This is a genomic window from Hasllibacter sp. MH4015, assembly GCF_020177575.1.
Classification (GTDB): domain Bacteria; phylum Pseudomonadota; class Alphaproteobacteria; order Rhodobacterales; family Rhodobacteraceae; genus Gymnodinialimonas.
This window is the reverse complement of record NZ_JAHTBK010000001.1, coordinates 1,480,679-1,503,264: the sequence shown is the minus strand read 5'-3', so window position 1 is coordinate 1,503,264 and position 22,586 is coordinate 1,480,679. Positions and strand designations below refer to the sequence as shown.

Genomic DNA, 22,586 nt, shown 5'->3' with positions numbered 1-22,586 from the left:
CCCCATGCCCGTCATCAACTCCATCGCCGCCATGGCCGACGACCTCAAGGCGTGGCGCAGACATCTGCACGCACATCCCGAATTGCAGTTCGATTGCCACCAGACCGCCGCTTTCGTGGTGGAGCGTCTGCGGGAATTCGGCATCACGGAGATCCACGAGGGCATCGCGAAGACCGGGCTCGTGGCGATCATCGAAGGGCAGGGGGACGGCCCCACGATCGGCCTGCGCGCCGACATGGACGCGCTGCCGATGGAGGAGATCACGGGGGCGGACTATGCCTCCACCATTCCCGGCAAGATGCATGCCTGCGGCCATGACGGGCACACGACGATGCTTCTGGGGGCCGCGAAATACCTGGCGGAGACGCGCGCATTCAAAGGGCGCGTCGCATTGATCTTCCAACCGGCCGAGGAAGATGGCGGCGGCGGAGAGGTCATGGTGCAGGAGGGCATCATGGATCGGTTCGGGATCGAACGGGTCTTCGGCATCCATAATGTACCCGGTGCGCCCGAGGGGGCTTTCTTTACCAATGACGGCGCGCTTCTGGCCGCGGTTGACACATTCTACGTCGATATCACGGGCAAGGGAGGCCACGGGGCCTACCCCCATGAATGCATCGACCCGATCCCCCCCGCCCTGGCCATGGCGGAGGCGTTCGGCTCCATCGTGTCGCGCAATCACAGGTCCCTCGATGATCTGGTCGTCTCCGTTACCCAGATCCATTCCGGCACCGCCTCCAACATCATCCCGGCAGACGCGCATCTCAACGGCACGGTGCGCACCTTCGATACGGCGATTCAGGACATGGTGGAACGCCGCATGGGAGAGATCGTGGATGGGATCGCCGCCGCCTACGGCGTGCAAGTCAAGCTGGTCTACGAGCGCGGCTACCCCGCGACGATCAACGATGCGGCGCAGGCGGCCTTCGCCATCGACGTGGCGCGCGACGTGGTGGGGGCGGACGCGGTCGATCCCAATGCCAGTCGGGAGATGGGGGCGGAGGATTTCGCCTACATGCTTCAGGCGCGCCCCGGGGCATACGTTTTCCTTGGTGCGGGGGAGGGTGCGGGGCTGCATCACCCGGCCTTCGACTTCAACGAAGACATTGCGCCCATCGGCGCTAGCTTCTTCGCGAGACTTGTGGAGACGGCACAACCGCTTTGATGTGCTGAGGCGTTGAAGGAACACGATCAGATGCACCGGACATTGCGCCCATGATTGCGAAATGGCTCTGGCTTCTGCGTTCGATCCTGCGCCGGCTTTGGGTGCGCGTGGCCTCCTTCGCGGTGCTCGCCATCGCCTCGGCCATCGCGGCTCCGGCCCTGTCGCCGCTGGTCCCCGATGGATGGGCGGAGCTTCTGGGTGGGGACGCGGTTGACCAGGTCCTGACGATCCTCGCCTCCTCGATGCTTGCCGTGACGACCTTCTCACTCTCGATTGCGGTCAATGCGTTCACCGCCGCGGCCAGCAGTGCGACGCCCCGCGCGATCAAGCTGTTGCAGGAGGATCATATCACCCAGACGACCCTGGCGACGTTCCTGGGCGCTTTCGTCTATTCCATCGTCGCGATCATAGGGCTGAACGCCAGCTACTACGACGATGGCGGGCGCGTGGTACTGTTCTTCTCCACCATCCTCGTCACGGCAATCGTCGTGATCGCCCTGCTGCGGTGGATCGGCTATCTGCCGGATTTCGGGCGGATGGAAAACACGCTCGACCGGGTGGAGGAGGCCGCGCGCGACGCGCTGTCCACGCGTCTGGAATCCCCGTATCTGGGCGCGCATCCCGATGGCGCAACGGTTCCCGACGGGGCGTATCCGGTCAATTGCGACTTGGCGGGGTACGTCCAGCATATCGACATGGGGCCTTTGCAGGAATGGGCGGAGGAGGCGGGCGCGCAGGTCTGGCTGGCGGTCCTGCCGGGCGATTTCGTGCATCCGGCCATGGCCGTGGTGCACGTTCTGGGGGGGGAGCCCGACGACGCGGCGCGGAAGACCTTCCACAATGCCTTCACCATCGCCGCCGACCGCACCTTCGACCAAGATCCCCGTTTCGGGATGATCGTGTTTTCTGAAATCGCGTCCCGCGCCCTGTCGCCGGGGATCAACGATCCCGGTACGGCGATCGCGGTGATCGGCCGCCAGCTCTCCGTCCTGTCGGATTGGCGCGTTGAGGAGGGCCCGGACGTCCACTTCGACCGCCTCCATGTCCCGTCGGTCGATCCCGATGAGATGCTGGACGCCGCGTTCCGGCCCATCGCACGGGACGGGATCGGACAGGCGGAAGTTCTGGCGCGTCTGATCGCGGCCCTGCGCGGGCTGGCCGCCCTGTCGCCCGATGTCTATGCCGACGGCGCGAACGCAATCATCGACGAACTGGATGAGCGTTTGGGGTCCGCCAACCTGACCGAACGCGATCTGCAACAGATTGCCGTGGCGCGCGGCACGGTTCAGTGATCCTCGGCCCGCAGGTAGCGGCGCATCCCGTAGAGCAGCGGCTCCCCCTCCGGCGCGACGCGCACCGCCTCCACCGCGCCGATGCAGATATGGTGGGTGCCGTGCCGGTCGGCGGAGATCAACCGGCAGTCGAAGGCCACCAGCGCATCGGTCAACCACGGCGCGCCGGTTTGCAGGACGTCGCAGGTGACCGCGTTGAACTTGTCGCCCCCCGGTGCCGGGCTGCGGGACGAGAAGACGTCCGAGATGTCGGTCTGCCCGATCCCCAGCACGTTGATGCAGAAGCACCCGTTTTCCAGCACCAACGGAAGGGCGGAGGAGGAGGCGTTGAGGCAAGTCAGCATCGTCGGCGCGTCGCCGTCGGCGGAGATCGAGGTCATGGCCGACACCGTGACCCCCCCGCGCCCGGCGGGGCCATCGGTTGTTACCACCGACACGGAGGCGGCGGATCGGCTCATCCCCTCCAGAAAGCTCGCTTTCAACTCGTCCATATCCGCCATTATCCGCCCCATGTTCGCGCGCCCGGACCATCGCCCAAGGCCACCGGGCGCACAAGATGGATCAATTCGGGGCTGCGTCGCGCGAAATCTGCGCTATAGCATCGATGAAGGCAGATCACCGGGAGGGTGCAATGGCGCTGGAAGACGCAAAGAACGAGGTCGACGGGGCCGTCACGCGGCAAGATCTCAAGGGTCTCGCCTTCGAGAATGCCTTTGCCGGCGCGCCATCGTTTCTGCGGCGCAAATACACCAAGGACCTGGCCGGTGTCGACGTGGCCGTGACGGGCATTCCCTTCGATCAAGCCGTCACGAACCGGCCCGGTACGCGCCTTGGCCCCCGCGCGATCCGGGCGGCGTCCAGCCTGCAACCCTTCGATCCGCCCTATGGCTGGGACGGCTATTCCCCGTTGGAGGCGCTGGCGATTGCCGATTATGGCGACATGGCCTTCGACTACGCCCATACCGCAGATGTCCCCGCGCGGATCGAGGCGCATATCGCCGGTATCCTGGGGGCCGGGACCGCCGCCATCAGCCTCGGTGGCGACCATTCGATCACGCTTCCGATCCTGCGCGCCCATGCGGCCCTTCACGGCCCCCTAGCGCTGATCCAGGTCGATGCCCATACCGATACCTGGCCCGATGACGATGCCGCGCGCATCGACCATGGAACGTTTTGCTACACGGCGGTCAAGGAAGGGCTGATCGACGTGAAGCGATCCTCCCATATCGGTATCCGCACGGTGGTGGATGACAATCTCGGTATCCACATCCACGACGCGCGCGAGGTGCATGAGGACGGCGCCTCTGCCGTTGCGGCGGCCGTCAAGGCGCGGGCGGGGGACGCGCCGGTTTATCTCAGCTTCGACATCGACGCCCTCGACCCGGCCTTTGCGCCGGGCACCGGCACGCCGGTCTGGGGCGGATTATCCAGCGCGCAGGCCGCGATCCTCTTACGCGATCTGGCAGGGATCAACCTTGTGGGCGGCGATGTCGTCGAAGTGTCACCGCCTTTTGATAATGCTGAGATCACCGCCGTGGCCGGCGCCCATGTCGCGATGGAGCTTTTGTGCCTGTGGGGCTGGACGCGGCGATAGTGCGCTGGACCGGTGCGCCGCGCCCCCTTATCTAGGCACCAGCACGTAGTCACAGGACAGGCCGAGCAGATGCCGAAACGCCGCCGACCCGGGCGAGACAGCCGCACCGTTGCGCGCGAAATCTCCTACGCCAGTTCCGCAAGCACCAAGGGCGGACGCGCCATGATCCGCGTGATGGAAAACACGACAGGCCGCATGCGCCTGATCAAGCAGGCAGACGGGTATGACGAGGAAGTGCGCAAAGGCCGCGATTTCTGGCAGGTCATGGTGGAACGCTACGGGCTGGAGCTGAAGGTCACGGGCGGGTCGCTGTCCAACATCCCTGCCGAGGGGCCGGTGGTCCTGATCGCAAACCACCCCTACGGCATCCTCGACGGGTTGATGATGGGTCATATCCTCAGCCAGGCGCGGGGCGACTTCCGCATCCTGGCCCACCAGGTGTTTCGCAAGGCCGAGGACCTGAACCGCGTGATCCTCCCGGTCTCGTTCGACGAGACAAAGGAGGCGCTGGCCCAGAACCTCGCCACCCGCAAGACGGCGCTGAAATATCTGGCAGACGGTGGCGCGATCGGCGTGTTCCCGGGCGGTACCGTATCGACCGCCGCCAAGCCGTTCGGGCGGCCCATGGACCCGATCTGGCGCAGTTTCACCGCACGCATGATCGCAAAATCGGACGCGACCGTCGTCCCGGTCTTCTTCGATGGGCACAATTCGCGCCTGTTCCAGTTGATGAGCCACCTGCATTACACCTTGCGGATGGGTCTGCTCATCAAGGAGTTCAAGAAGCGGGTGAACTCGCCCGTTGAAGTGGTCGTCGGCGATCCGATCCCGCGCGCGGACCTGGACCAGATGGCGGGCGATGCGAAAGCCCTCATGGACCATTTGCGCAAGACCACCTATGCCTTGTCCCCGCGCCCGCTGGACCCATCGGCGCGCGGATTCGAGTTCGAAGACAAGCATCGCGCGCCGGAAGAGAAATCGGCCCGCCTGACCCTGAAGGATCGCTACTGATGGCAGTGGGCATTTTCGATTCCGGCCTTGGCGGATTGACGGTTCTTGATGCGGTGTCCAAGCGCCTGCCCGACCTGCCGTTGATCTATTTTGGCGACAACGCCCACACGCCCTACGGCGTGCGGGAAGCCGACGATATCTATGACCTGACCATTGCCGGTGTGCAGCACCTGTTCGACCGGGGCTGCGATCTGGTGATCCTCGCCTGCAACACCGCTTCGGCGGCGGCGCTCCGCCGGATGCAGGAGGGTTGGGTGCCGGAGGACAAGCGCGTGCTTGGCGTGTTCGTACCCCTGATCGAGGCGCTGACGGAACGCCAATGGGGTGACAATTCCCCCCCGCGCCAGGTCGATGTGCGCGAGGTGGCGCTCTTCGCCACGCCCACCACCGTTTCCAGCCGCGCATTCCAGCGCGAACTCGCCTTCCGCGCCATCGGGGTGGATGTGGAGGCGCAGCCCTGCGGCGGCGTGGTCGATGCAATCGAGCAAGGCGACATGATCTTGGCCGAGGCGCTGGTGCGCTCCCACGTGGATGCACTGCGCCGCCGGATGCCGAAGCCGCAGGCCGCTATCCTGGGCTGCACCCATTATCCGCTGGTCGAGGACGTGTTTCGCGCGGCCCTTGGCAAGGACGTGGCGGTCTATTCGCAACCCGCGCTCGTGGCCGACAGCCTGGCCGATTACCTGGAACGCCGACCCGAAATGGTGGGCGACGGCACGCCCGCCTTCCTGACGACCGGCGATCCCCGATCGGTGGAGGATAAGGCGACCCTGTTCCTTCGGCGGAAAATCACCTTCGAGGCCGTGGACTGAACCTTGCCGTGCGCCGGACTGTGCCCGATGCCAATGTGGCGGCATACGGAGGTTCCATGCGTTACCTGTTTGCCCTGCTGATCCCAACCTTTCTTGTCCATACCGGCCCCAATTTCGCCGATGTCCCGATCCTACGCGTAGGCCCCACGGTGCCTGCACTGGCCGATGCTTCGCGCGCCGATCCCGCCGCCTGGCAGACTGCCATGCCGTCCATCGCCGTCCGCGCTGCGTTTCTGGCCCGGAAGGAGGAGCGTGGACCCAACCGCGAACATCTGCAACGGCCCGACAATGCCTACGCGAGCGGTGAGGAGGTGTTTTTCTACGTCTCGCTGGCCAATGTCGCCCGCGATCCGGTGGGAGAAGACGGCGCGCGTTTCGCCATATCCCTGCGCGCCCAGGTCCGATCCATCGAGGGCGCAGCGATGATGGATTGGATGGAGGTCCATACCTATACCGGCACCATGACGATGCGGCCCGATGACCCGGAGTATTTCCAAAGCTGGGTGACGGGTGGGCTGGCTCCCATACTCGAACCCGGCATGTACCAACTGGCATTGGAATTCACCGATGACCTTCGGATGGAGGATGCGGCCCGGGCCCCCGTCGAGGTTGTCTTCGATTTGTTATATCCCGATCAGCAACCTTGATTTGAACCACGCAGCGATTTGCCCTAGACCGCGCGGGACATTCGGCAAAGGGTTGATCCCATGACCAAGAACATCGCGATCCTGGGGGCGTCGGGCTATACCGGGGCGGAGCTGTGTCGCTTGATCCGGACGCACCCGGACATGCACATTGCGGCGCTGACCGGCGACCGCAAGGCGGGCCAGACCATGGGCGATGTCTTCCCCTTTCTGCGTGGGGCCGGATTGCCCGATCTGGTGCGGATCGAAGATGTGGATTTCTCTGGGGTTGATCTCGCATTCTGCGCACTTCCCCATGCCACGTCACAAAGCGTTATCAAAGACTTGCCGAGCGACCTTAAAGTTGTGGACTTGTCGGCCGATTTCCGGCTCCGTGATCCGGCGGATTATGCCAAATGGTACGGCAAGCCCCACGATGCGCCGGACTTGCAGGCCGAGGCCGTGTATGGCCTTACGGAATTCTACCGCGACGACATCAGGGCCGCGCGGCTTGTGGCCGGGACAGGCTGCAATGCGGCCACGGGGCAATTCGCGCTGCGTCCGCTTGTGGCCGCGGGCGCCGTTGATCTCGATGACATCATCCTCGACCTGATCTGCGGCGTATCCGGGGCGGGGCGCAGCCTGAAGGAAAACCTCCTCCATGCGGAGTTGAGCGAGGGCGCGAATGCCTATGCCGTCGGCGGCACACACCGGCATCTGGGCGAATTCGACCAGGAATTCAGCCGTGTCGCGGGCCGCAAGGTGGAGGTGCAATTCACACCGCATCTTGCACCGTTCAACCGTGGCATCCTTGCGACCTGCTACGTCAAGGGCGATGCCGACGCGATCCTCCAATGTCTGCAAGCGGCCTATGCCGACGAGCCGTTCATCGACGTGCTGCCAATGGGCCGCACCCCCTCGACACACGACGTGCGCGGCACCAATTATTGTCATATCGGCGTGGCGAGGGATCGCCGGGCCGGGCGCGCGCAGGTCGTTGCCGCGCTGGACAATCTCTGCAAGGGATCCTCGGGGCAGGCGATACAGAACGCCAACCTGATGCTCGGGTTGGAGGAAACGGCAGGATTGACGGGGCTGGGTGTGTTTCCCTGAGGAGGGGATGGAATGAGAAGTCTGAAGAAGCAGCGCAGGATTCAGATCATGGCGATCGCGGCGGTGGCGCTTGTCGCGGGCACCGGGCTGATCATCTATGCCTCCCAGGATACCTTCAACTTCTTCCGTCCCCCTGCCGAAATCGCGGCGAGCCCGCCGCCACCCCATGAAGTGTTCCGGATCGGCGGTCTGGTGGAGGAGGGCACCTTGGTCCGCGGCCAAGGCGCGACGATCACCTTCAACGTCACCGATGGCGCGGCCTCCGTCCCCGTCTCCTACACCGGTATCCTGCCCGACCTCTTCGGTGAGGGGGAAGGCATGGTCGGCACCGGGCGCCTTGTGGACGGCGTATTCGAGGCAACCGAAATCCTCGCCCGCCATGATGAGACCTACATGCCCGCCGAAGTCATCGAGGCCTTGCAGGATCAGGGCGTCTACCGCGACCCCAGTGAAAGCTGACAGGCACGGACAAATGCGTCGACCCATTCTTTCGAATTGAGGCGGGCGCGTTAGGGGTTTCTTAACCCTGCCATGGTCAATTGGCCATTCCGAACCACTGAGCATGGAGGGCGAACCCATGCAGTCGGTTCGATCTATTGCAGAATCCATCGTGGCCCGCGAGGGCGGCTTCGTGAACGACCCCGACGATCCCGGCGGCGCGACCAAGCACGGTGTGACGATCCACACGATGCGCGCGCTCGGCCTCGACCTGGACGCGGACGGCGATGTGGATGTGGCCGACGTGCGACGCATCACCCCCGACATCGCGACCGACATCTTCATCGACCATTACTTCACCGCGCCGCGCATCCACCTGCTGCCGGACCCGTTGCAGGCGACCGTCTTCGATATGCAGGTCAACGCCGGCTCCAACGCCGTGCGCATCTTGCAACGGCTCTTGCGGGACATGGGCCTCGACATCGCGGTGGATGGTGTGATCGGTCCGCAAACGGCGCGTGCGGCCCATGCGGCGCTGCTGCAAGCGCCCGACCATCTTGTCGACGCCTACGGCATCGCGCGGCGCAATTATTATTACCGGATCGGCGACCGCAGACCGGCCAGCCGCAAATACGCGCGCAGGCGGGATGGCGGCAAGGGCGGCTGGATTATCCGGGCGGAGGAGTTCATCTCTCCCCGCTACCACCTCACCCTCGCACAGCACCGCGAAAGGACCGCGTCATGGCATTGATCGACCGCGCCCTGGGCCGCGCCGGTCCGGTGGAGGCTTTGGGGGAGGCGGCGGAAGGCCTGTCGGAAGTGTTCGTGCCCAACGCCACCCGATCCATGGAGTTGGCCGCCGACATCCACCAGGCCACGCTGGCCACGGCGGCGGCGGAATTCCAATATGCGGGCGACGGCTGGTTCGACCGGATGATCAACGGCATCAACCGCCTGCCGCGCCCGTTCCTCGCCTTGGGAACGCTTGGCCTGTTCGTCTACGCCATGGTGGACCCGGGCGCCTTCGCCGACCGGATGATCGGCCTCCAGGAAGTGCCGGAGCCGCTCTGGTGGCTTCTTGGCGCGATCGTCAGCTTCTATTTCGGCGCGCGGGAACTGCATTACGCGCGCACGCCCACTCAAGGCCGTGCGGCCGCCGGACGGCGACGTTTGCGGGACCGTCTGGGCGGCATATTCGGACGCCGCAGGCGGCAGGCGGCGGGCGATCCCGCGCCCGACAACCCGGCCCTGTCTGACTGGCGCAGCGACGACTAGGTGTCCGTTCCGCGCGGCATATCTCCCATGTCCCCCAGCAGATGCGCCATCAGCCCCACCGCTTCCACCAGAAGGGCGGCGGGCAGATGCTCATCGGGGGCGTGCTGGGAACAGCCGGGATAGGAATGGGGCATCCAGATCGTCGGCAGGCCAAGCGTGTCGCGAAAGATGTCGTTCGGCAGGGAGCCGCCAAGCGCAGGCAGGATCACCGGCGCACGGCCCATCGCGCGGGTCAGCGAGGCCGCGGCATGGGTGACGGCGGGGTGGTCCACTGGCGTCTGGGAGGCGCGGAAGCGCGGCCCCTCGGTCGTGATCGTGATGTCGCCAAAACCGTGTCTGTCCAGATGCGCGCGCAGCTCCATTTCCAGATCATCATCGGGCGTCCCCGGCGCGTAGCGCAACTGCACCCACGCCGTCGCCCGGGGCGGGATGGCGTTGACCGGGACAGGGGGATCGCCCGCGTGGAACGCCAGGATCTCGGCGGAGGACCAGGCGTGAATACGCTCCGCAGGGCTCAAACCCGGCGCGCCCCAATCCGGGTCGATCGCGCCGCCTGCGGGCGTCAATCCCTCCAACGCCGCGCGGGTGGGCGCGGAAATGTCGCCCGGGGTCCAGCCAGGGATCTGCAACGCGCCGGACCGGTCCGTGATCGCGGCAAGCGCATGGGCCATCTCCAGCGCCGGGTTGCGCAAGGCCCCGCCGAAATTCCCCGAATGGCGTCCTGCCGCCCGCAAATCCAGATCGAGGCGGAATGTCATGCCGCCCCGCGCACCCAAGAAGAGGGTCGGTTGATCCGCTGCAAGCCGCGGTCCGTCGGAGGCCAGCAAGACATCGGCGCGCAGGCGCTCTTGGTGTTCGGCACAGATCTCCGCCAATCCGGGGGAGCCGATTTCCTCTCCCATCTCGATCAGCCAGGTCAGGTTGAACCCAAGCGCGCCGCGTGTCGCAATCACCGCCTCCACCGCCGTCAGGTTGACCAGAAACTGCCCCTTGTTATCGGCGATGCCGCGCCCGTACCAAAGCGGGCCCGCCTCGGTCAGAATCCACGGGTCGCGATCCTCCGACCAGCGGCCCGCCATTCCCGGCACGACGTCCCCATGGGAATAGGTCAGGATCGTGGGAAGGTCTGCCCCCTCCACCCGTTTCGCGATCACGAAAGGTCGCCCGTTTTTGTCCACCCGCGCAACGTCGAAGTCGAGCGCCGACAGCCAGTCGGTCATGCAAGACAGGCAAGCCTCGATCTGTGGCGCTGCATCCTTGGCCTGGGCGTCGGTGCGAAACCCGATCAACTGCGCCATGCGGTCGCGAAAGGCGGGCGCGCGGGCCGCGGCCTCTCCGGCGTACAAGAGTTCGTTTTCCGCCATTTCGCACCTCCGTCCTCGGCGACCAGTCAATCAGCCCGGACGTGCGGGTGCAATCACGCCCCGCCGCGCGATTTGGGCTTTTTAGGTGCGCGGGGTTTGCGGGGCTTGGTGCCGGTCTCCGCCGCTTTCGCGGCCGCGCGTGCCTTGTTCTTCTTGCTGTTTGGCTTTCCCTTAGGCGGCGCGGGGCCACGGTTCGCACTGGTATCGCCAGCTTTGTGGCGGGGCTTGCGCGGCTTGTAGGGCTCGCCTTGCTTCGTGCCGGCACGGTCCTTGTCCTCCGCGCGCGTCTTCGGTTTTTCGCCCTTAGGTTTCACGCCGGGCTTGGGTTTCTTGCGGCGCGGCTCGGGCGCGTCGTTCCAATCGACAGGCGTCGTGGTGCCGGGTGCTTTGCCCCTTGGTTTTGGCGCATCCCCCTTTGGCGTGTCGGGCCGAGGCGGACGGGGGGTATCGTGCCGCGGCGGTCGCGGTGCGCGTTCCAGATTCGGGGCCTTGTCCAAACGGACCAAGCGCGCCCCGTTTTCCAACACCATGTCCGAACCCACGGAAGCGAGGAAACCGGCAACGGCGCTTTCCCGAATTTCGATCAGGGAGGCTTCGGGCTGAATACGGATCGCGCCCACATCGTCGCGGGTGATATTGCCGATCTTGCAGATCATCGGCAGAAGGCGGCGCGGCTCCGCATGCGCGGCGCGGCCCCCGTCGAGGGAGAACCACACGCTCGGTCCGAACGGGGCGCGCTCCTTGGCCGGGGCGGGCGCGGAGGCGTCCGAAAGCTCTTCCGGTGCGGAATGGCGCTCCCGGTAAAGACGCACGAAGGCGCTGGCCAACTCCTCCGCCGAATGGGCCTCGGTCAACGCCTCCATCGCCGCGCGGTCGGGACCATCGTCCAGGACCGACCAATCGGTCTCCTCCAGCATCCGGGCATTGTCCTTGGCGCGCACGTCATCGGCGGACGGCGCGTCGCCCCAGCTGGCGGTCAGCTTCGCCCATCCCAGCAGGCGCTGCGCCTTCTTGCGGGCGGCGGGCGGCACGATCAGCGCGCTGACCCCCTTGCGCCCGGCGCGGCCCGTGCGCCCCGATCGGTGCAGCAGCGTGTCGCTGCCGGTGGGCAATTCGGCATGGATCACCAGTTCAAGATTCGGCAGGTCGATGCCACGCGCCGCCACGTCTGTCGCCACGCAGACCCGTGCACGCCCGTCGCGCATGGCCTGCAACGCATGGGTGCGTTCCGATTGCGACAACTCACCCGACAGGGCCACGACGGAAAAGCCCCGGTTGGACAGGCGCGTGGTCATGCGGTTCACGGTCGCGCGCGTGTTGCAGAAGACGATGGCATTTGGCGCCTCGTAATAGCGCAGCAGGTTGATGACCGCATTCTCCCCATCGCGTGCCGCGACATTCAGCGCCCGGTATTCGATATCGGCGTGCTGCGCGGCCCCGGTAACGGTGGCGATCCGCTCCGCATTCTTCTGGTAATTCTGCGCGAGTTTGGCTATGGCAGCCGGCACCGTTGCGGAAAAGAGCAGGGTCTGGCGGTCGTTCGGTGACGCATCAAGGATGAATTCCAGATCCTCCCGAAACCCCAGGTCCAGCATTTCGTCCGCTTCATCGAGCACCACGGCGCGGATGGCACCCAGGTCGATGGAGCCGCGCATGATGTGGTCGCGCAGGCGGCCTGGCGTGGCAACGACGATATGCGCCCCACGCGCCAGCGCCCGCCGTTCGTCGCGCATATCCATCCCACCGACGGTGGAGGCCAGGGTGGCGCCCGCATGCTCGAACAGCCACGACAGCTCCCGCTTCACCTGCATCGCCAATTCTCGCGTCGGCGCGATGACCAGCGCAAGCGGCGCGCCCGCATCCTCGAACCGATCCGCGCCGGCAAGCAGACCCGGCGCAATCGCCAGCCCGAAGCCGAGCGTCTTGCCGGACCCGGTCTGGGCCGACACCAGAAGGTCGCGCCCTTCAAGCGCGGGCTCCGTGACCGCCGCCTGCACCGGTGTCAGGCTGTCATATCCCCGGGCGTCGAGGGCTTTTTGGAGGGCAGGGATCACGGGCGTGTCGCTTTTCGGCAAGTTTTGGCAATTGGGCGGAACATCCCGCCAGAGGCCCGCCCCTAAAGCCTCCCGCTGCCCTTGTATAGGGCGCATGGCGCGATCGGCGTGGGGGGCAATGCTAAGGATCAGATGGCGGAGAGACAGGGATTCGAACCCTGGGTGGGCTTGCACCCACAACGGTTTTCGAGACCGCCCCGTTCGACCACTCCGGCACCTCTCCGCGTATCGGGCCGCGCACGCGCCGCACCGATGGCGGGGGGATAGCGGCACGCGCGGAACCGCGCAAGGGGGCATTGCCGGGAATTGCGGTGTGATGCATGCCCGCGCAGGGGAGACTGGCCATTCGGCGATCCGCAGGCCATGGTGCGAAGCAGAGATTGTCTACCCGAGGATGCCCGCCATGATCCGAGCCGTCACCCTGGCCTTCACGCTTGTCTTGAGCGGTCCCGTCTTGGGTCAGGGAGATGACGCGCCGGACCCGGCCCCGTCTGCCGGGCTGGATGAAAGCGCGCCCGCGCTTCACGCCATGCTGGACGCGATGGAGGTCTACAGGCTCCTCAGTATCGTGGCCGAAGAAAACGTCGCAAGCGCACCGGCTCTGGAGGCGAGCCTGTTTCCCGGGCGCGGCGGCGCGGAATGGGTGGCGCTCATGGCGGAGCTTCACACGCCCGAACGCCTCTCGATGCTGTTCGAGGAAGGGTTTCCCCAAGATGCGATGACACCGGGCCAGGTGGCGGAGGTCACGGAGTTCATGACCTCGGATCTCGGGCGGCGCCTGGTTGCAGGGGAAATCGAGGCGCGGGTGGACTTCATGGATGAAGACCGCGTGGATATGGCCAGCGCAGAACTGGCCGACGCGATGGAAGCCGACGACGACCGCCTGCCGATCCTTTACGAATTCAACGAGGTCAACGGGTTCATCGACCGAAATGTCACCGGCGCCCTGAACCTGCGTTTCGCGCTGCTGCGCGGCCTTGTCGACGGCGGCGCGTTCGATGACGACATGGGCGAAGACCTGATGCTGGAGCAGGTCTGGAGCCAGCAGGACGAGATCTATCGCACCACGGTGGAATGGCTGTTCTCCTACCAACTGGCCGCCTATCGCGACATCTCGGACGCGGAATTGCGCGCATATGTGGCGTTTGGTGAAACGAATGCGGGCCGGGCGGTAAATGCCGCGCTCTTCACCGCGTTCGACGAGATGTTGGGCACGCTGAGCTATGAGATCGGGCGCGCGGCGGCGGGGTTCATCGCGGTCGAGGATATCTGACCCGCGCCGCACGCGAAAAACCGCACGTGCGCCGGGCGAAATGGCCGCAAGTGCTGTTGACAAAAGCCGGGCGATCCCCGATACGGCGCGCTCTGGTTCGGATATGCCGCATCAGAATGGTATAAGACGCCCCCGACGGGGCGCGCCGTCCGAGGCGGGGCAGGGGCCGAACCCTCCCCCACGAACACCGGTGATCGCCGGGGCCACAGGACGCGGGTAAAAAAGGAAGACACCCATGTTCGCTGTCATGAAGACAGGCGGCAAGCAATACAAAGTCCAGGCCGGTGACAAACTGCGCGTGGAAAAGCTTGCGGCAGAGGCCGGTGAAACGGTCCAATTCAACGAAATTCTGATGCTCGGGGGCGACACAGCCACCGTTGGCGCACCGCTCGTCGAGGGTGCGGCCGTTCAGGCGACTGTCGTGGACCAGGTGAAGGGCGAAAAGCTCATCCACTTCGTCAAGCGCCGCCGGAAGCATTCTTCCAAGCGCACCAAGGGTCATCGCCAGCAGCTCACGCTGATCGAAGTGACCGACATCCTTGAAAAGGGTGCCGACAAGTCCGGCGTGAAAGCCGCCGTCGGTGCCGGTCTTGCCATCGCCGCCGTCGCCGGTGCGGCTGTGGCCGGTGCTGCCGTCGCCAAGAAGGTCAAGGCCGACAAGGCAGAGGCGAAGGCCGAGGAAAAGCCCAAGGCAAAGAAAGCCAAGGCCGAGAAGCCCGCGAAAGCGCCCGAAGCTGCGGAAGCCGGTGAAGGCACCCGCCCCGCCAACCTTCTGACCGAGGCCCGTGGCGGCCAGCCCGACGATCTCAAGAAGATCTCCGGCGTCGGTCCCAAGCTGGAAGGCGTGCTGCACGAGAACGGCGTGTTCCATTTCGACCAGATCATGGAATGGGGCCCGGACGAGATCGCCTATATGGACGACCAGCTGTCGTTCAAGGGTCGGATCGAGCGTGACAACTGGATCGAGCAAGCCAAGACGTTTGCCGCTGAACAGGAGTAATTCACCATGGCACATAAAAAAGCAGGTGGTTCCAGCCGCAACGGCCGCGACTCAGCCGGTCGCCGCCTCGGCATCAAGAAGTTCGGTGGCGAAGCCGTCATCCCCGGCAACATCATCGCGCGCCAGCGCGGCAACAAGTGGTGGCCCGGTGAAGGTGTCGGCGAAGGCAAGGATCACACGATCTTCGCCACCGTCGAAGGCCATGTGACGTTCCGCAAGGGCTTCAAGAACCGCACCTTCATTTCCGTACTCCCGGCCCAGGAGGCCGCCGAGTAAGCACCGCATCCCGTGGTTGAAAATTTAGGGGTCGGTGGAAACGCCGGCCCCTTCGCTTTTTGGTCACACATCTTGTGGCACAAGCGCACAACGCCCACCTGAAACGGGGGGACGGCCTTGAGCAGGGGCCAAAATTTCGGGTCGGAGGAGGACCGGAATATGAAACAGGAAACCATCTTGGCCCAGGCTGTGATCGAATCCGCGCGCATGATCCTGCGCCCTCTGCGGACGTCCGACGTCGGACTTGTGGAGCATTACCACGCCGAAAAACGCCTGGCCGAGATGACGACGACCATCCCCCATCCGCTACCGCCCGGCGCGGCCGAACAATTCGTGGGCAAGTTCCTGCGCGCCGATGGTGTGCAATTTGCCTGGGCCATGGATGCCAGCGCCTTTGGCGGGGCCGAATTGCTGGGGGTCATCACGCTTGACCAGATGGATCGCAACCAATCCGAAATCGGCTATTGGGTCGCGCCCGGCATGTGGAACACCGGCTTCGCGTCCGAGGCCGTGAATGCGCTTGTCGATGCCAACCCGCTCGACAATTGCACCATCTTCGGGTCGGTCTTTCAGGACAATCCCGGCTCCGCGCGGGTCCTGACCAATGCGGGCTTCGATTACCTGGGCGATGCGGAGGCGTTCTCCGTCGCGCGCAATGCCAAGGTTGCAACGTGGACTTACCTCAAGCGGGTGTCGTAAGAGGCGAGCAAAGGACGGGTGGGGGCCTGCCCCCACACCCCCGGCGTTTTTGGCAAGATGAAAGGGCGGGCCGACCGGCGCGCGCGAAATAGATGAAGTTTCTCGATCTTGCGAAGGTCTACATCCGCTCGGGCAGCGGCGGGGGCGGGTCGGTCTCGTTCCGGCGCGAGAAATACATTGAATACGGCGGTCCCGATGGCGGCGACGGCGGACGCGGCGGCGATGTCTGGATCGAGGTCGTCGAGGGGCTGAACACGCTCATCGACTTCCGCTATCAGCAACATTTCTTCGCCAAGAACGGCCAGCCAGGCATGGGAAAGCAACGCACCGGCAAGGATGGCGATGACATCGTTCTGCGTGTGCCTGCGGGCACCGAGGTGCTGGAAGAGGATCAGGAAACGCTGATCGCCGACCTGGACGAGGTGGGCCAGCGCATCTGTATCGCCAAGGGCGGCAACGGTGGCTTCGGCAACCTGCATTTCAAAAGCGCCACCAACCAGGCCCCGCGCCGCGCCAATCCGGGCCAGGACGGCGTCGAACGCACGATCTGGCTGCGCCTGAAGCTGATCGCCGATGTGGGGCTTCTCGGCCTGCCCAACGCGGGCAAGTCAACGTTTCTTGCGGCCACGTCCAACGCCCGGCCCAAGATTGCGGATTATCCCTTCACCACCCTGCACCCTAATCTAGGCGTGGTAGGTGTGGACGGCGCGGAATTCGTCGTGGCGGACATTCCGGGCCTGATCGAGGGCGCGAGCGAGGGTAGGGGCCTCGGCGACCTGTTCCTGGGCCATGTCGAACGCTGCGCGGCACTTCTGCACCTGATCGACTGCACCAGCGAAGACGTGGTGGCCGATTACCGGACGATCATTGGAGAGTTGGAGGCCTATGGCGGCGCGCTGGCCGAAAAGCCGCGGGTCACGGTGCTCAACAAGATCGACGCCCTATTGCCTGAACAGGTGGCCGAGCAGCGCGCCTTGCTGGAGGATGTCGCCGGCCCCGTGATGGAAATGTCGGGCGTCGCGCGCACTGGTCTGACGGACGTTTTGCGTGCCCTGCGCGCGCGCGTGGATGCGAACCGCGCGGCGGAGCGGGCGGAGAAAGAGGACGCGGGCGCATGGCGGCCCTAGGGGGCGGACTGTCCGGCGCATCCCGCGTCGTGGTCAAGATCGGCTCCGCCCTGTTGGTGGACCGGGAGAGCGGCGCCTTGCGCGGTGAATGGCTGCGCGGACTGGCCGAAGATGTGGCGGCGTTGAAGGCGCGGGGCAGTGACGTGATCCTCGTCTCGTCCGGCGCGATCGCACTGGGGCGCGGCGCGCTTGACCTCGGGGCCGGAGCTTTGTCGCTGGACGAGGCACAGGCTGCCGCCGCCGTAGGACAGATCCGGCTTGCCCGCGCCTATGAGGAGGTTCTGGCCCCCCATGGCCTGACCTCGGCCCAAATCCTCCTGACGCTTGACGATAGTGCTGACCGGCGCCGCTACCTCAACACCCGTGCCACATTCGCCGCCCTTTTGGGGCGCGGGGCGGTGCCCATCGTCAACGAAAACGACACCATCGCCACCGACGAGATCCGCTATGGCGATAACGACCGTCTGGCCGCCAATGTGGCCGTCATGGCGGGGGCCGATGTCTGCGTTCTGCTCAGCGATGTGGACGGACTCTACACCGCGCCGCCGGGGACGGATGGCGCGACCCACCTGCCGCTGGTCGAGGCCATCACGCCCGAGATCGAGGCGATGGCCGGCGATGCGGGATCGGGCCTGTCCAAGGGCGGGATGAAGACCAAGGTGCTGGCCGCGCGCACGACCACGGCGGCCGGGTGCTCCATGGTCATCACGCAAGGCGCGACGATGCGCCCGCTCGCTGCGCTTGAAAGCGGCGCACGCGCGACCTGGTTCCCCGCCACGCTCAGCCCGCAACAGGCACGCAAGGCGTGGATCGGCGCAATGAAGCCCAAGGGGGTCCTGCGCCTCGATGCCGGGGCGGCTGCGGCCCTTGGACGGGGCAAGTCGCTTCTTCCGGCGGGTGTGGCGCTTGTGGAGGGTACGTTCCACCGCGGTGATCCGCTCAAGCTCGAAGGGCCGGACGGCGACGCGCTCGGCATGGGGTTGAGCCGTTATACGTCCGACGAAGCGCGGGTGATCGCGGGCCATCAATCCGACAAGATCGAAGCGCTTTTGGGCTATCCGGGCCGCGCCGCTTTGGTCCACCGCGATGACATGGCGCTCTGACAGCCCTTCCTCTTTCCGAAAAACCCCATATTCTGCGCCCAACCCCGCCACGAGGTTCGCCATGAAAGACCTGACCAACAACATTCCCGCCCTGATGGAAGATATCGGTGCGCGCGCGAAAGCCGCAGCGGCGACGCTTGCATTCGCACCCGCCGCCCAGAAGCGGCAGGCGCTCGACGCGGCAGCCGACGCCGTGACCGCGCGCATGGCGGAGATCATCGCGGCCAACGGGCAGGACATGGAATACGGCCGCGACAAGGGGCTGTCGGACGCGATGCTGGACCGTCTGATGCTGGACGAGGCCCGGGTGGGTGGCATCGTCGAGGGCCTGCGCGCGGTGGCAGCGCAGCACGATCCCGTGGGGGAGGTCATGACCGAATGGGACATGGAAAGCGGCCTGCATATCCAGCGGGTCCGCACGCCGCTTGGTGTCATAGGGGTGATCTACGAATCGCGGCCAAACGTGACGGCGGATGCGGGCGCCCTGTGCCTGAAATCCGGCAACGCGGTGATCCTGCGCGGCGGCTCGGAAAGCTTCCATTCCTCGGGCCTGCTGGTGGAGTGCCTGAAAGACGGGCTGCGCGCGGCGGACCTGCCCGAAGACGCGGTGCAGCGGGTGCCGACGCGCGATAGGCAGGCGGTCAGCGAAATGTTGACCATGACGGACGCCATCGACGTGATCGTACCGCGCGGCGGCAAGGGACTTGTCGGCCTGGTCCAGCGGGAAGCGCGGGTCCCGGTCTTCGCGCATCTTGAAGGGATTTGCCACATCTACTTGGATGCGGCAGCGGACCCGGAGAAGGCGTTGAAGGTCGTGCTGAACGCCAAAACCCGGCGCACGGGCATCTGTGGCTCCGCCGAATGCCTGCTGATCCACGAAGATATCGCGCAGACGATTGGACAAGGCGTGGTGCGCGCGCTGATCGATGCCGGTGTGGAGGTGCGTGGCGACACGACCTTGCAGGACATCGACGGGGTCGTGCCCGCCCAGGAGGAGGATTGGGGGCAGGAATTCCTCGACATGATCATCGCCGCGCGCGTCGTGCCCGATATCGACGCGGCGCTGGACCACGTGCGGACCCATGGCTCCAACCACACCGACGCGATCATAACCGAGGATGACGCCGCCGCTGCACGGTTCTTCCAACGGCTCGATTCTGCGATCCTGATGCGGAATGCATCGACGCAATTCGCCGATGGGGGCGAATTCGGCATGGGGGCGGAGATCGGGATTGCAACGGGTAAGATGCACGCGCGCGGACCGGTGGGGGCGGAACAGCTAACCTCGTTCAAGTATCTCGTGACGGGGGACGGGACCGTGCGCGGCTGACGGCGCGCGGGATGCGAGCGGGCGTGGGGGGCTCTGCCCCCCGTCCGTTCCGGACTCCCCCCGGGATACTTTTGGCACATGGAAGACAGGGGCGCTGAGATGAGTGACGGGCGAAACGAAAGACCGGATACGCTGGTGCGGCGCGCGGCCCTGCGCGAAGGGGTGAGCCGACCGGTGGTGACGCCGATCCAGCCGTCCGTTGTCTATGCCTCGCCGTCAATCGCCACGCTCCATGCGCAATATGAGGGCGAGGCCCACGGATATACCTATGCCCGCGAGGGGCATCCGAATGCGGAGCTGCTGGCGCGCAAGATCGACGGAATGGAAGGGGCGGAGAATGGCCTGATCCTCGGCTCCGGCATGGCGGCGGTGACGGCGGCCATTATGGGCCTGCTGGGACAGGGCGATCATATCGTGGGTGGCAACCAGCTTTACGGACGCTCCCTGCGGTTGATGCATCAAGACCTGGCGCGGTTTGGGATCGCGACATCGCTTGCCGACCCGTCCGACGTGGCCGCGATGGAGGCCGCGATCCGGCCCGAGACGAAGATGATCCTGGTCGAGGTGATCTCCAACCCCACCCTGCGGGTGGCGGACATGGCGGGTATCGTGGCGCTGGCGCGGGATAAGGGCGTGATGCTGGCCGTCGACAACACGTTCACCACGCCCTTCGCCTACAGGCCGCTGGAGGAGGGGGCCGATATCGTCATCCATTCCGTCACCAAGCTGCTGGCCGGGCATTCCGATGTCACCCTTGGCTACGTGGCGGCCAGGGACCCGGCCCGGATGCGTGCGATCTACGACTTCGCCGTAACGGTGGGGATGACGCCCGCGCCCCAGGAATGCTGGCTGGCCGAGCGGGGCCTTTACACCTTCCCCCTGCGCTTCCAGCAAGCACAGGAAAATGCCGCCGCCCTTGCCGATTGGCTGTCGGATCACCCCAAGGTGGGCCGCGTGCTCTATCCCGGACGCGCCGATCACCCCGACCACGCGCTGGCCGCGCGGCTGGTGGGGGCCAATTTCGGCAATATGGTCAGCTTCGAGCTTGCGGACGCGACGGAGGCTGCGGCGGATCGCCTGGTGCAGGGCGCGCCGGACCTGCCCTTTGCGCCCACCCTTGGCGATGTCGGCACCACGCTCAGCCATCCGGCGTCCTCCTCCCACCGGGGGCTTTCGGCGGAGGGGCGCGCGGCGCTTGGCATATCGGACGGGATGTTCCGCGTCTCCGTTGGGATCGAGGATATCGGGCTTCTGAAACGGGATTTCGCGGCGGGGCTCGACGCGGTCTGATCGTTCAGGCGGCCTGGGCCAGGTGCAGAACGGACTTGCCGTTGAGTGACACGATATCGACGTTGAGATCCGGCGCACTCGATTGCATTTCCCAGCGGATCAGCCCGACATGGTGGAGGCCCGGGGCCACCACAAGATATCGCCCGCCATAGCGCAATTCGCGCAACGTGGTCAGCAGATCCATCGCATCGAAGCCCCGCGACAGGAGCGGTGACAGGATGAGGTCGGGTGCGCCGGGTCCCGTCACGGTCTGCGCCGTCACATCGCCAAGGCGCGCCCGGCGGAGGCGCGCATCGGGGGACAGGATATGCCGCGGCATCGCGTCGATCCCGATATCGGAGCAGGAGACGGCCAGCACATCGGGCGGTCGTGCCGTGGGCTCGGCCATGGGCATCCGCGGCGCGCGCGGCTGGAGGTGAAGGATCTTGGTCATCGCGTCGTTACCTATATGCGGCACGTAGAATGGATCCGGGCGGTCTGACGACCCGGAATCGCGCCTGGCAGGAGCCATCTCCCGACGCGGTCGACTATATCAGAGGGTATATTACTTTCCAATGAAACCTTTTCTGGGCGCGGCCATTACCCTTGCCTTGTCACGAGGGGCCATTGGTGCAAAACGCACAGGCATCGCGCGAAACGCCCATGGTCCGCCATGGCAGGAGCTGACACGAACATGCCCACGGACCTGATCAACGGCGCCATGGATGCGGTGCCGGACCCGATGCTGCTGATTGATACGGGTGGTGAGATTTCCCATGCCAACGGTGCGGCGGTTGCGCTGATGGGGGACTGGATCATCGGGCGCAGCCACGACGCGGTGTTGCGCCAACCCGCGCTTCTGGCGCGGATCGAGGCGGTGCGGGCCGGCGCCCCGCTGGGGGATGCGCGGTTCGAGCGGTCTGAACAGGCGGGCGTTACGGAATACAAGGTCCACGTCACCGCGCTCACCTCGGGGCAGGGGCCGCCGGTGCGCCGGGTAATGCTGCATTTCACCGACATCACTCACCTTCGGGCCGCCGAAGAGATCCGGCGCGATTTCGTGGCCAATGTCAGCCACGAGTTGAAAACACCCCTCACCGCCGTTCTGGGCTTTATCGAGACCCTGCGCGGCCCGGCCCGCACGGATCCCGACGCCCAGGCGCGGTTCCTCGGCATCATGGAGGAGGAGGCGCGCCGGATGAACCGGCTCGTCTCCGACCTTCTGTCGCTCAGCCGCGTGGAGGCGGAGGAGCGTCAGCGCCCCAACAAATCCATCGACCTGCACACGCTGTTGAAAGGTGTCCTTGCCGCCCTGCGCCCGGCGGCGGAAGATGCGGGCAATGATCTTCATCTGACCTGTGCTGCCGACCTGGACCCGACACAGGCGCACTTGCAGGGCGATCCGGATCAGCTGATGCAGGTTTTCCTGAACCTTACCGAAAACGCTCTGAAATACGGCGGGCCGGACAAGCCCGTGCGCCTGCACCTGAGCAGGGTGGAGGGCAGGGGCCTTTTGCGCGGTCCGGTCCTGCAGGTGGACGTCACGGACGAGGGGCCGGGGATTGATTCGCTGCACCTGCCGCGCCTGACGGAGCGATTCTACCGCGTCGACGCCCACCGATCGCGGGAAATGGGCGGCACGGGGCTCGGGCTGGCCATCGTAAAGCATATCGTGAACCGCCACCGCGGACGGCTCAAGATCACCTCCGAACGGGGGCAGGGCAGCACCTTCACGGTGACATTGCCGGCCCTCTCGGACGCCACCTGA

Annotated in this window: 23 protein-coding genes and 1 tRNA gene; 19 read left to right on the top strand and 5 right to left on the bottom strand. The window is 65.6% G+C overall.

Going from position 1 to position 22,586, the window contains the following annotated elements; all coding sequences use genetic code 11:
* Positions 1 to 4 precede the first annotated feature (4 nt).
* Entirely contained in the window at positions 5 to 1,165 is a 1,161-nt protein-coding gene (locus KUW62_RS07830) for a M20 aminoacylase family protein (protein ID WP_224814934.1), read from the top strand.
* Positions 1,166 to 1,215: 50 nt separating this feature from the next.
* Positions 1,216 to 2,457, top strand: a complete 1,242-nt coding sequence (locus KUW62_RS07825) for a DUF2254 domain-containing protein (RefSeq protein WP_224814933.1) — start codon at positions 1,216 to 1,218, stop codon at positions 2,455 to 2,457.
* Here KUW62_RS07825 and KUW62_RS07820 read toward each other — a convergent pair.
* The gene (locus tag KUW62_RS07820; RefSeq protein ID WP_224814932.1) at positions 2,451 to 2,957 is read right to left on the bottom strand and encodes a flavin reductase family protein; all 507 of its coding nucleotides are present in this window, start codon (positions 2,955 to 2,957) and stop codon (positions 2,451 to 2,453) included. The two genes, KUW62_RS07825 and KUW62_RS07820, sit on opposite strands and share 7 nt — an antisense overlap.
* A 131-nt stretch (positions 2,958 to 3,088) precedes the next feature.
* On the opposite strand from KUW62_RS07820, the gene speB reads away from it, so the two are divergent.
* From speB to KUW62_RS07780, 8 genes are all read left to right on the top strand, one after another.
* Complete coding sequence (gene speB / locus KUW62_RS07815) at positions 3,089 to 4,051, top strand: agmatinase (RefSeq protein WP_224814931.1); 963 nt, start codon at positions 3,089 to 3,091, stop codon at positions 4,049 to 4,051.
* Positions 4,052 to 4,120: 69 nt separating this feature from the next.
* Entirely contained in the window at positions 4,121 to 5,062 is a 942-nt protein-coding gene (locus tag KUW62_RS07810; protein ID WP_224814930.1) for a lysophospholipid acyltransferase family protein, read from the top strand.
* Entirely contained in the window at positions 5,062 to 5,874 is an 813-nt protein-coding gene (locus KUW62_RS07805; RefSeq protein WP_224814929.1) for a glutamate racemase, read from the top strand. Before KUW62_RS07810 ends, KUW62_RS07805 begins: the two co-directional genes overlap by 1 nt.
* Before the next feature lie 56 nt (positions 5,875 to 5,930).
* A complete protein-coding gene (locus tag KUW62_RS07800) occupies positions 5,931 to 6,521 on the top strand; it encodes a hypothetical protein (RefSeq protein WP_224814928.1) in 591 nt (196 codons plus the stop codon).
* A 60-nt stretch (positions 6,522 to 6,581) separates the two neighbouring features.
* Positions 6,582 to 7,610, top strand: coding sequence for an N-acetyl-gamma-glutamyl-phosphate reductase (gene argC, locus KUW62_RS07795; protein ID WP_224814927.1), 1,029 nt, complete (start codon positions 6,582 to 6,584; stop codon positions 7,608 to 7,610).
* A 12-nt stretch (positions 7,611 to 7,622) separates the two neighbouring features.
* Positions 7,623 to 8,069 carry a cytochrome c maturation protein CcmE gene (gene ccmE, locus KUW62_RS07790; RefSeq protein WP_224814926.1) on the top strand — a complete coding sequence of 149 codons (447 nt, stop codon included), beginning with the start codon at positions 7,623 to 7,625 and terminating at the stop codon, positions 8,067 to 8,069.
* Between the two features lie 118 nt (positions 8,070 to 8,187).
* Positions 8,188 to 8,799 carry a holin-associated N-acetylmuramidase gene (locus tag KUW62_RS07785; RefSeq protein ID WP_224814925.1) on the top strand — a complete coding sequence of 204 codons (612 nt, stop codon included), beginning with the start codon at positions 8,188 to 8,190 and terminating at the stop codon, positions 8,797 to 8,799.
* Positions 8,790 to 9,323 carry a holin family protein gene (locus KUW62_RS07780; protein WP_224814924.1) on the top strand — a complete coding sequence of 178 codons (534 nt, stop codon included), beginning with the start codon at positions 8,790 to 8,792 and terminating at the stop codon, positions 9,321 to 9,323. The genes KUW62_RS07785 and KUW62_RS07780 overlap by 10 nt, the downstream gene beginning before the upstream one ends.
* Here the strand turns inward: KUW62_RS07780 and KUW62_RS07775 are convergent.
* The 3 genes from KUW62_RS07775 to KUW62_RS07765 form a co-directional block, all read right to left on the bottom strand.
* Positions 9,320 to 10,687, bottom strand: coding sequence for a M20/M25/M40 family metallo-hydrolase (locus tag KUW62_RS07775; RefSeq protein WP_224814923.1), 1,368 nt, complete (start codon positions 10,685 to 10,687; stop codon positions 9,320 to 9,322). The two genes, KUW62_RS07780 and KUW62_RS07775, sit on opposite strands and share 4 nt — an antisense overlap.
* 53 nt (positions 10,688 to 10,740) lie before the next feature.
* Positions 10,741 to 12,741: a DEAD/DEAH box helicase gene (locus tag KUW62_RS07770; RefSeq protein ID WP_224814922.1), complete on the bottom strand. Its 2,001-nt coding sequence runs from the start codon at positions 12,739 to 12,741 to the stop codon at positions 10,741 to 10,743.
* Positions 12,742 to 12,874: 133 nt separating this feature from the next.
* Positions 12,875 to 12,964: transfer RNA gene (locus KUW62_RS07765), tRNA-Ser, on the bottom strand.
* A gap of 180 nt (positions 12,965 to 13,144) precedes the next feature.
* Here KUW62_RS07765 and KUW62_RS07760 point away from each other — a divergent pair.
* The 8 genes from KUW62_RS07760 (at position 13,145) to KUW62_RS07725 (ending at position 20,839) form a co-directional block, all read left to right on the top strand.
* A complete protein-coding gene (locus tag KUW62_RS07760) occupies positions 13,145 to 14,014 on the top strand; it encodes a hypothetical protein (protein WP_224814921.1) in 870 nt (289 codons plus the stop codon).
* A 235-nt stretch (positions 14,015 to 14,249) separates the two neighbouring features.
* Positions 14,250 to 15,014 (top strand): 50S ribosomal protein L21, encoded by a 765-nt coding sequence (locus KUW62_RS07755; protein ID WP_224814920.1) that lies wholly within the window; start codon positions 14,250 to 14,252, stop codon positions 15,012 to 15,014.
* Between the two features lie 6 nt (positions 15,015 to 15,020).
* Entirely contained in the window at positions 15,021 to 15,290 is a 270-nt protein-coding gene (rpmA, locus tag KUW62_RS07750; protein ID WP_224814919.1) for a 50S ribosomal protein L27, read from the top strand.
* Positions 15,291 to 15,449: 159 nt separating this feature from the next.
* Positions 15,450 to 15,989 (top strand): GNAT family N-acetyltransferase, encoded by a 540-nt coding sequence (locus KUW62_RS07745; RefSeq protein WP_224814918.1) that lies wholly within the window; start codon positions 15,450 to 15,452, stop codon positions 15,987 to 15,989.
* A 92-nt stretch (positions 15,990 to 16,081) separates the two neighbouring features.
* Positions 16,082 to 17,116 (top strand): GTPase ObgE, encoded by a 1,035-nt coding sequence (gene obgE / locus KUW62_RS07740; RefSeq protein ID WP_224814917.1) that lies wholly within the window; start codon positions 16,082 to 16,084, stop codon positions 17,114 to 17,116.
* The gene (gene proB / locus KUW62_RS07735) at positions 17,104 to 18,219 is read left to right on the top strand and encodes a glutamate 5-kinase (protein ID WP_224814916.1); all 1,116 of its coding nucleotides are present in this window, start codon (positions 17,104 to 17,106) and stop codon (positions 18,217 to 18,219) included. The genes obgE and proB overlap by 13 nt, the downstream gene beginning before the upstream one ends.
* Positions 18,203 to 19,549, top strand: a complete 1,347-nt coding sequence (locus KUW62_RS07730) for a glutamate-5-semialdehyde dehydrogenase (RefSeq protein WP_224814915.1) — start codon at positions 18,203 to 18,205, stop codon at positions 19,547 to 19,549. Before proB ends, KUW62_RS07730 begins: the two co-directional genes overlap by 17 nt.
* Positions 19,550 to 19,648: 99 nt before the next feature.
* A complete protein-coding gene (locus tag KUW62_RS07725; protein WP_224814914.1) occupies positions 19,649 to 20,839 on the top strand; it encodes a PLP-dependent aspartate aminotransferase family protein in 1,191 nt (396 codons plus the stop codon).
* Between the two features lie 4 nt (positions 20,840 to 20,843).
* Here the strand turns inward: KUW62_RS07725 and KUW62_RS07720 are convergent, their stop codons facing one another.
* Positions 20,844 to 21,272 (bottom strand): hypothetical protein, encoded by a 429-nt coding sequence (locus KUW62_RS07720; RefSeq protein WP_224814913.1) that lies wholly within the window; start codon positions 21,270 to 21,272, stop codon positions 20,844 to 20,846.
* Between the two features lie 219 nt (positions 21,273 to 21,491).
* Here KUW62_RS07720 and KUW62_RS07715 point away from each other — a divergent pair, with 219 nt between their 5' ends.
* Entirely contained in the window at positions 21,492 to 22,586 is a 1,095-nt protein-coding gene (locus KUW62_RS07715) for an ATP-binding protein (RefSeq protein WP_224814912.1), read from the top strand.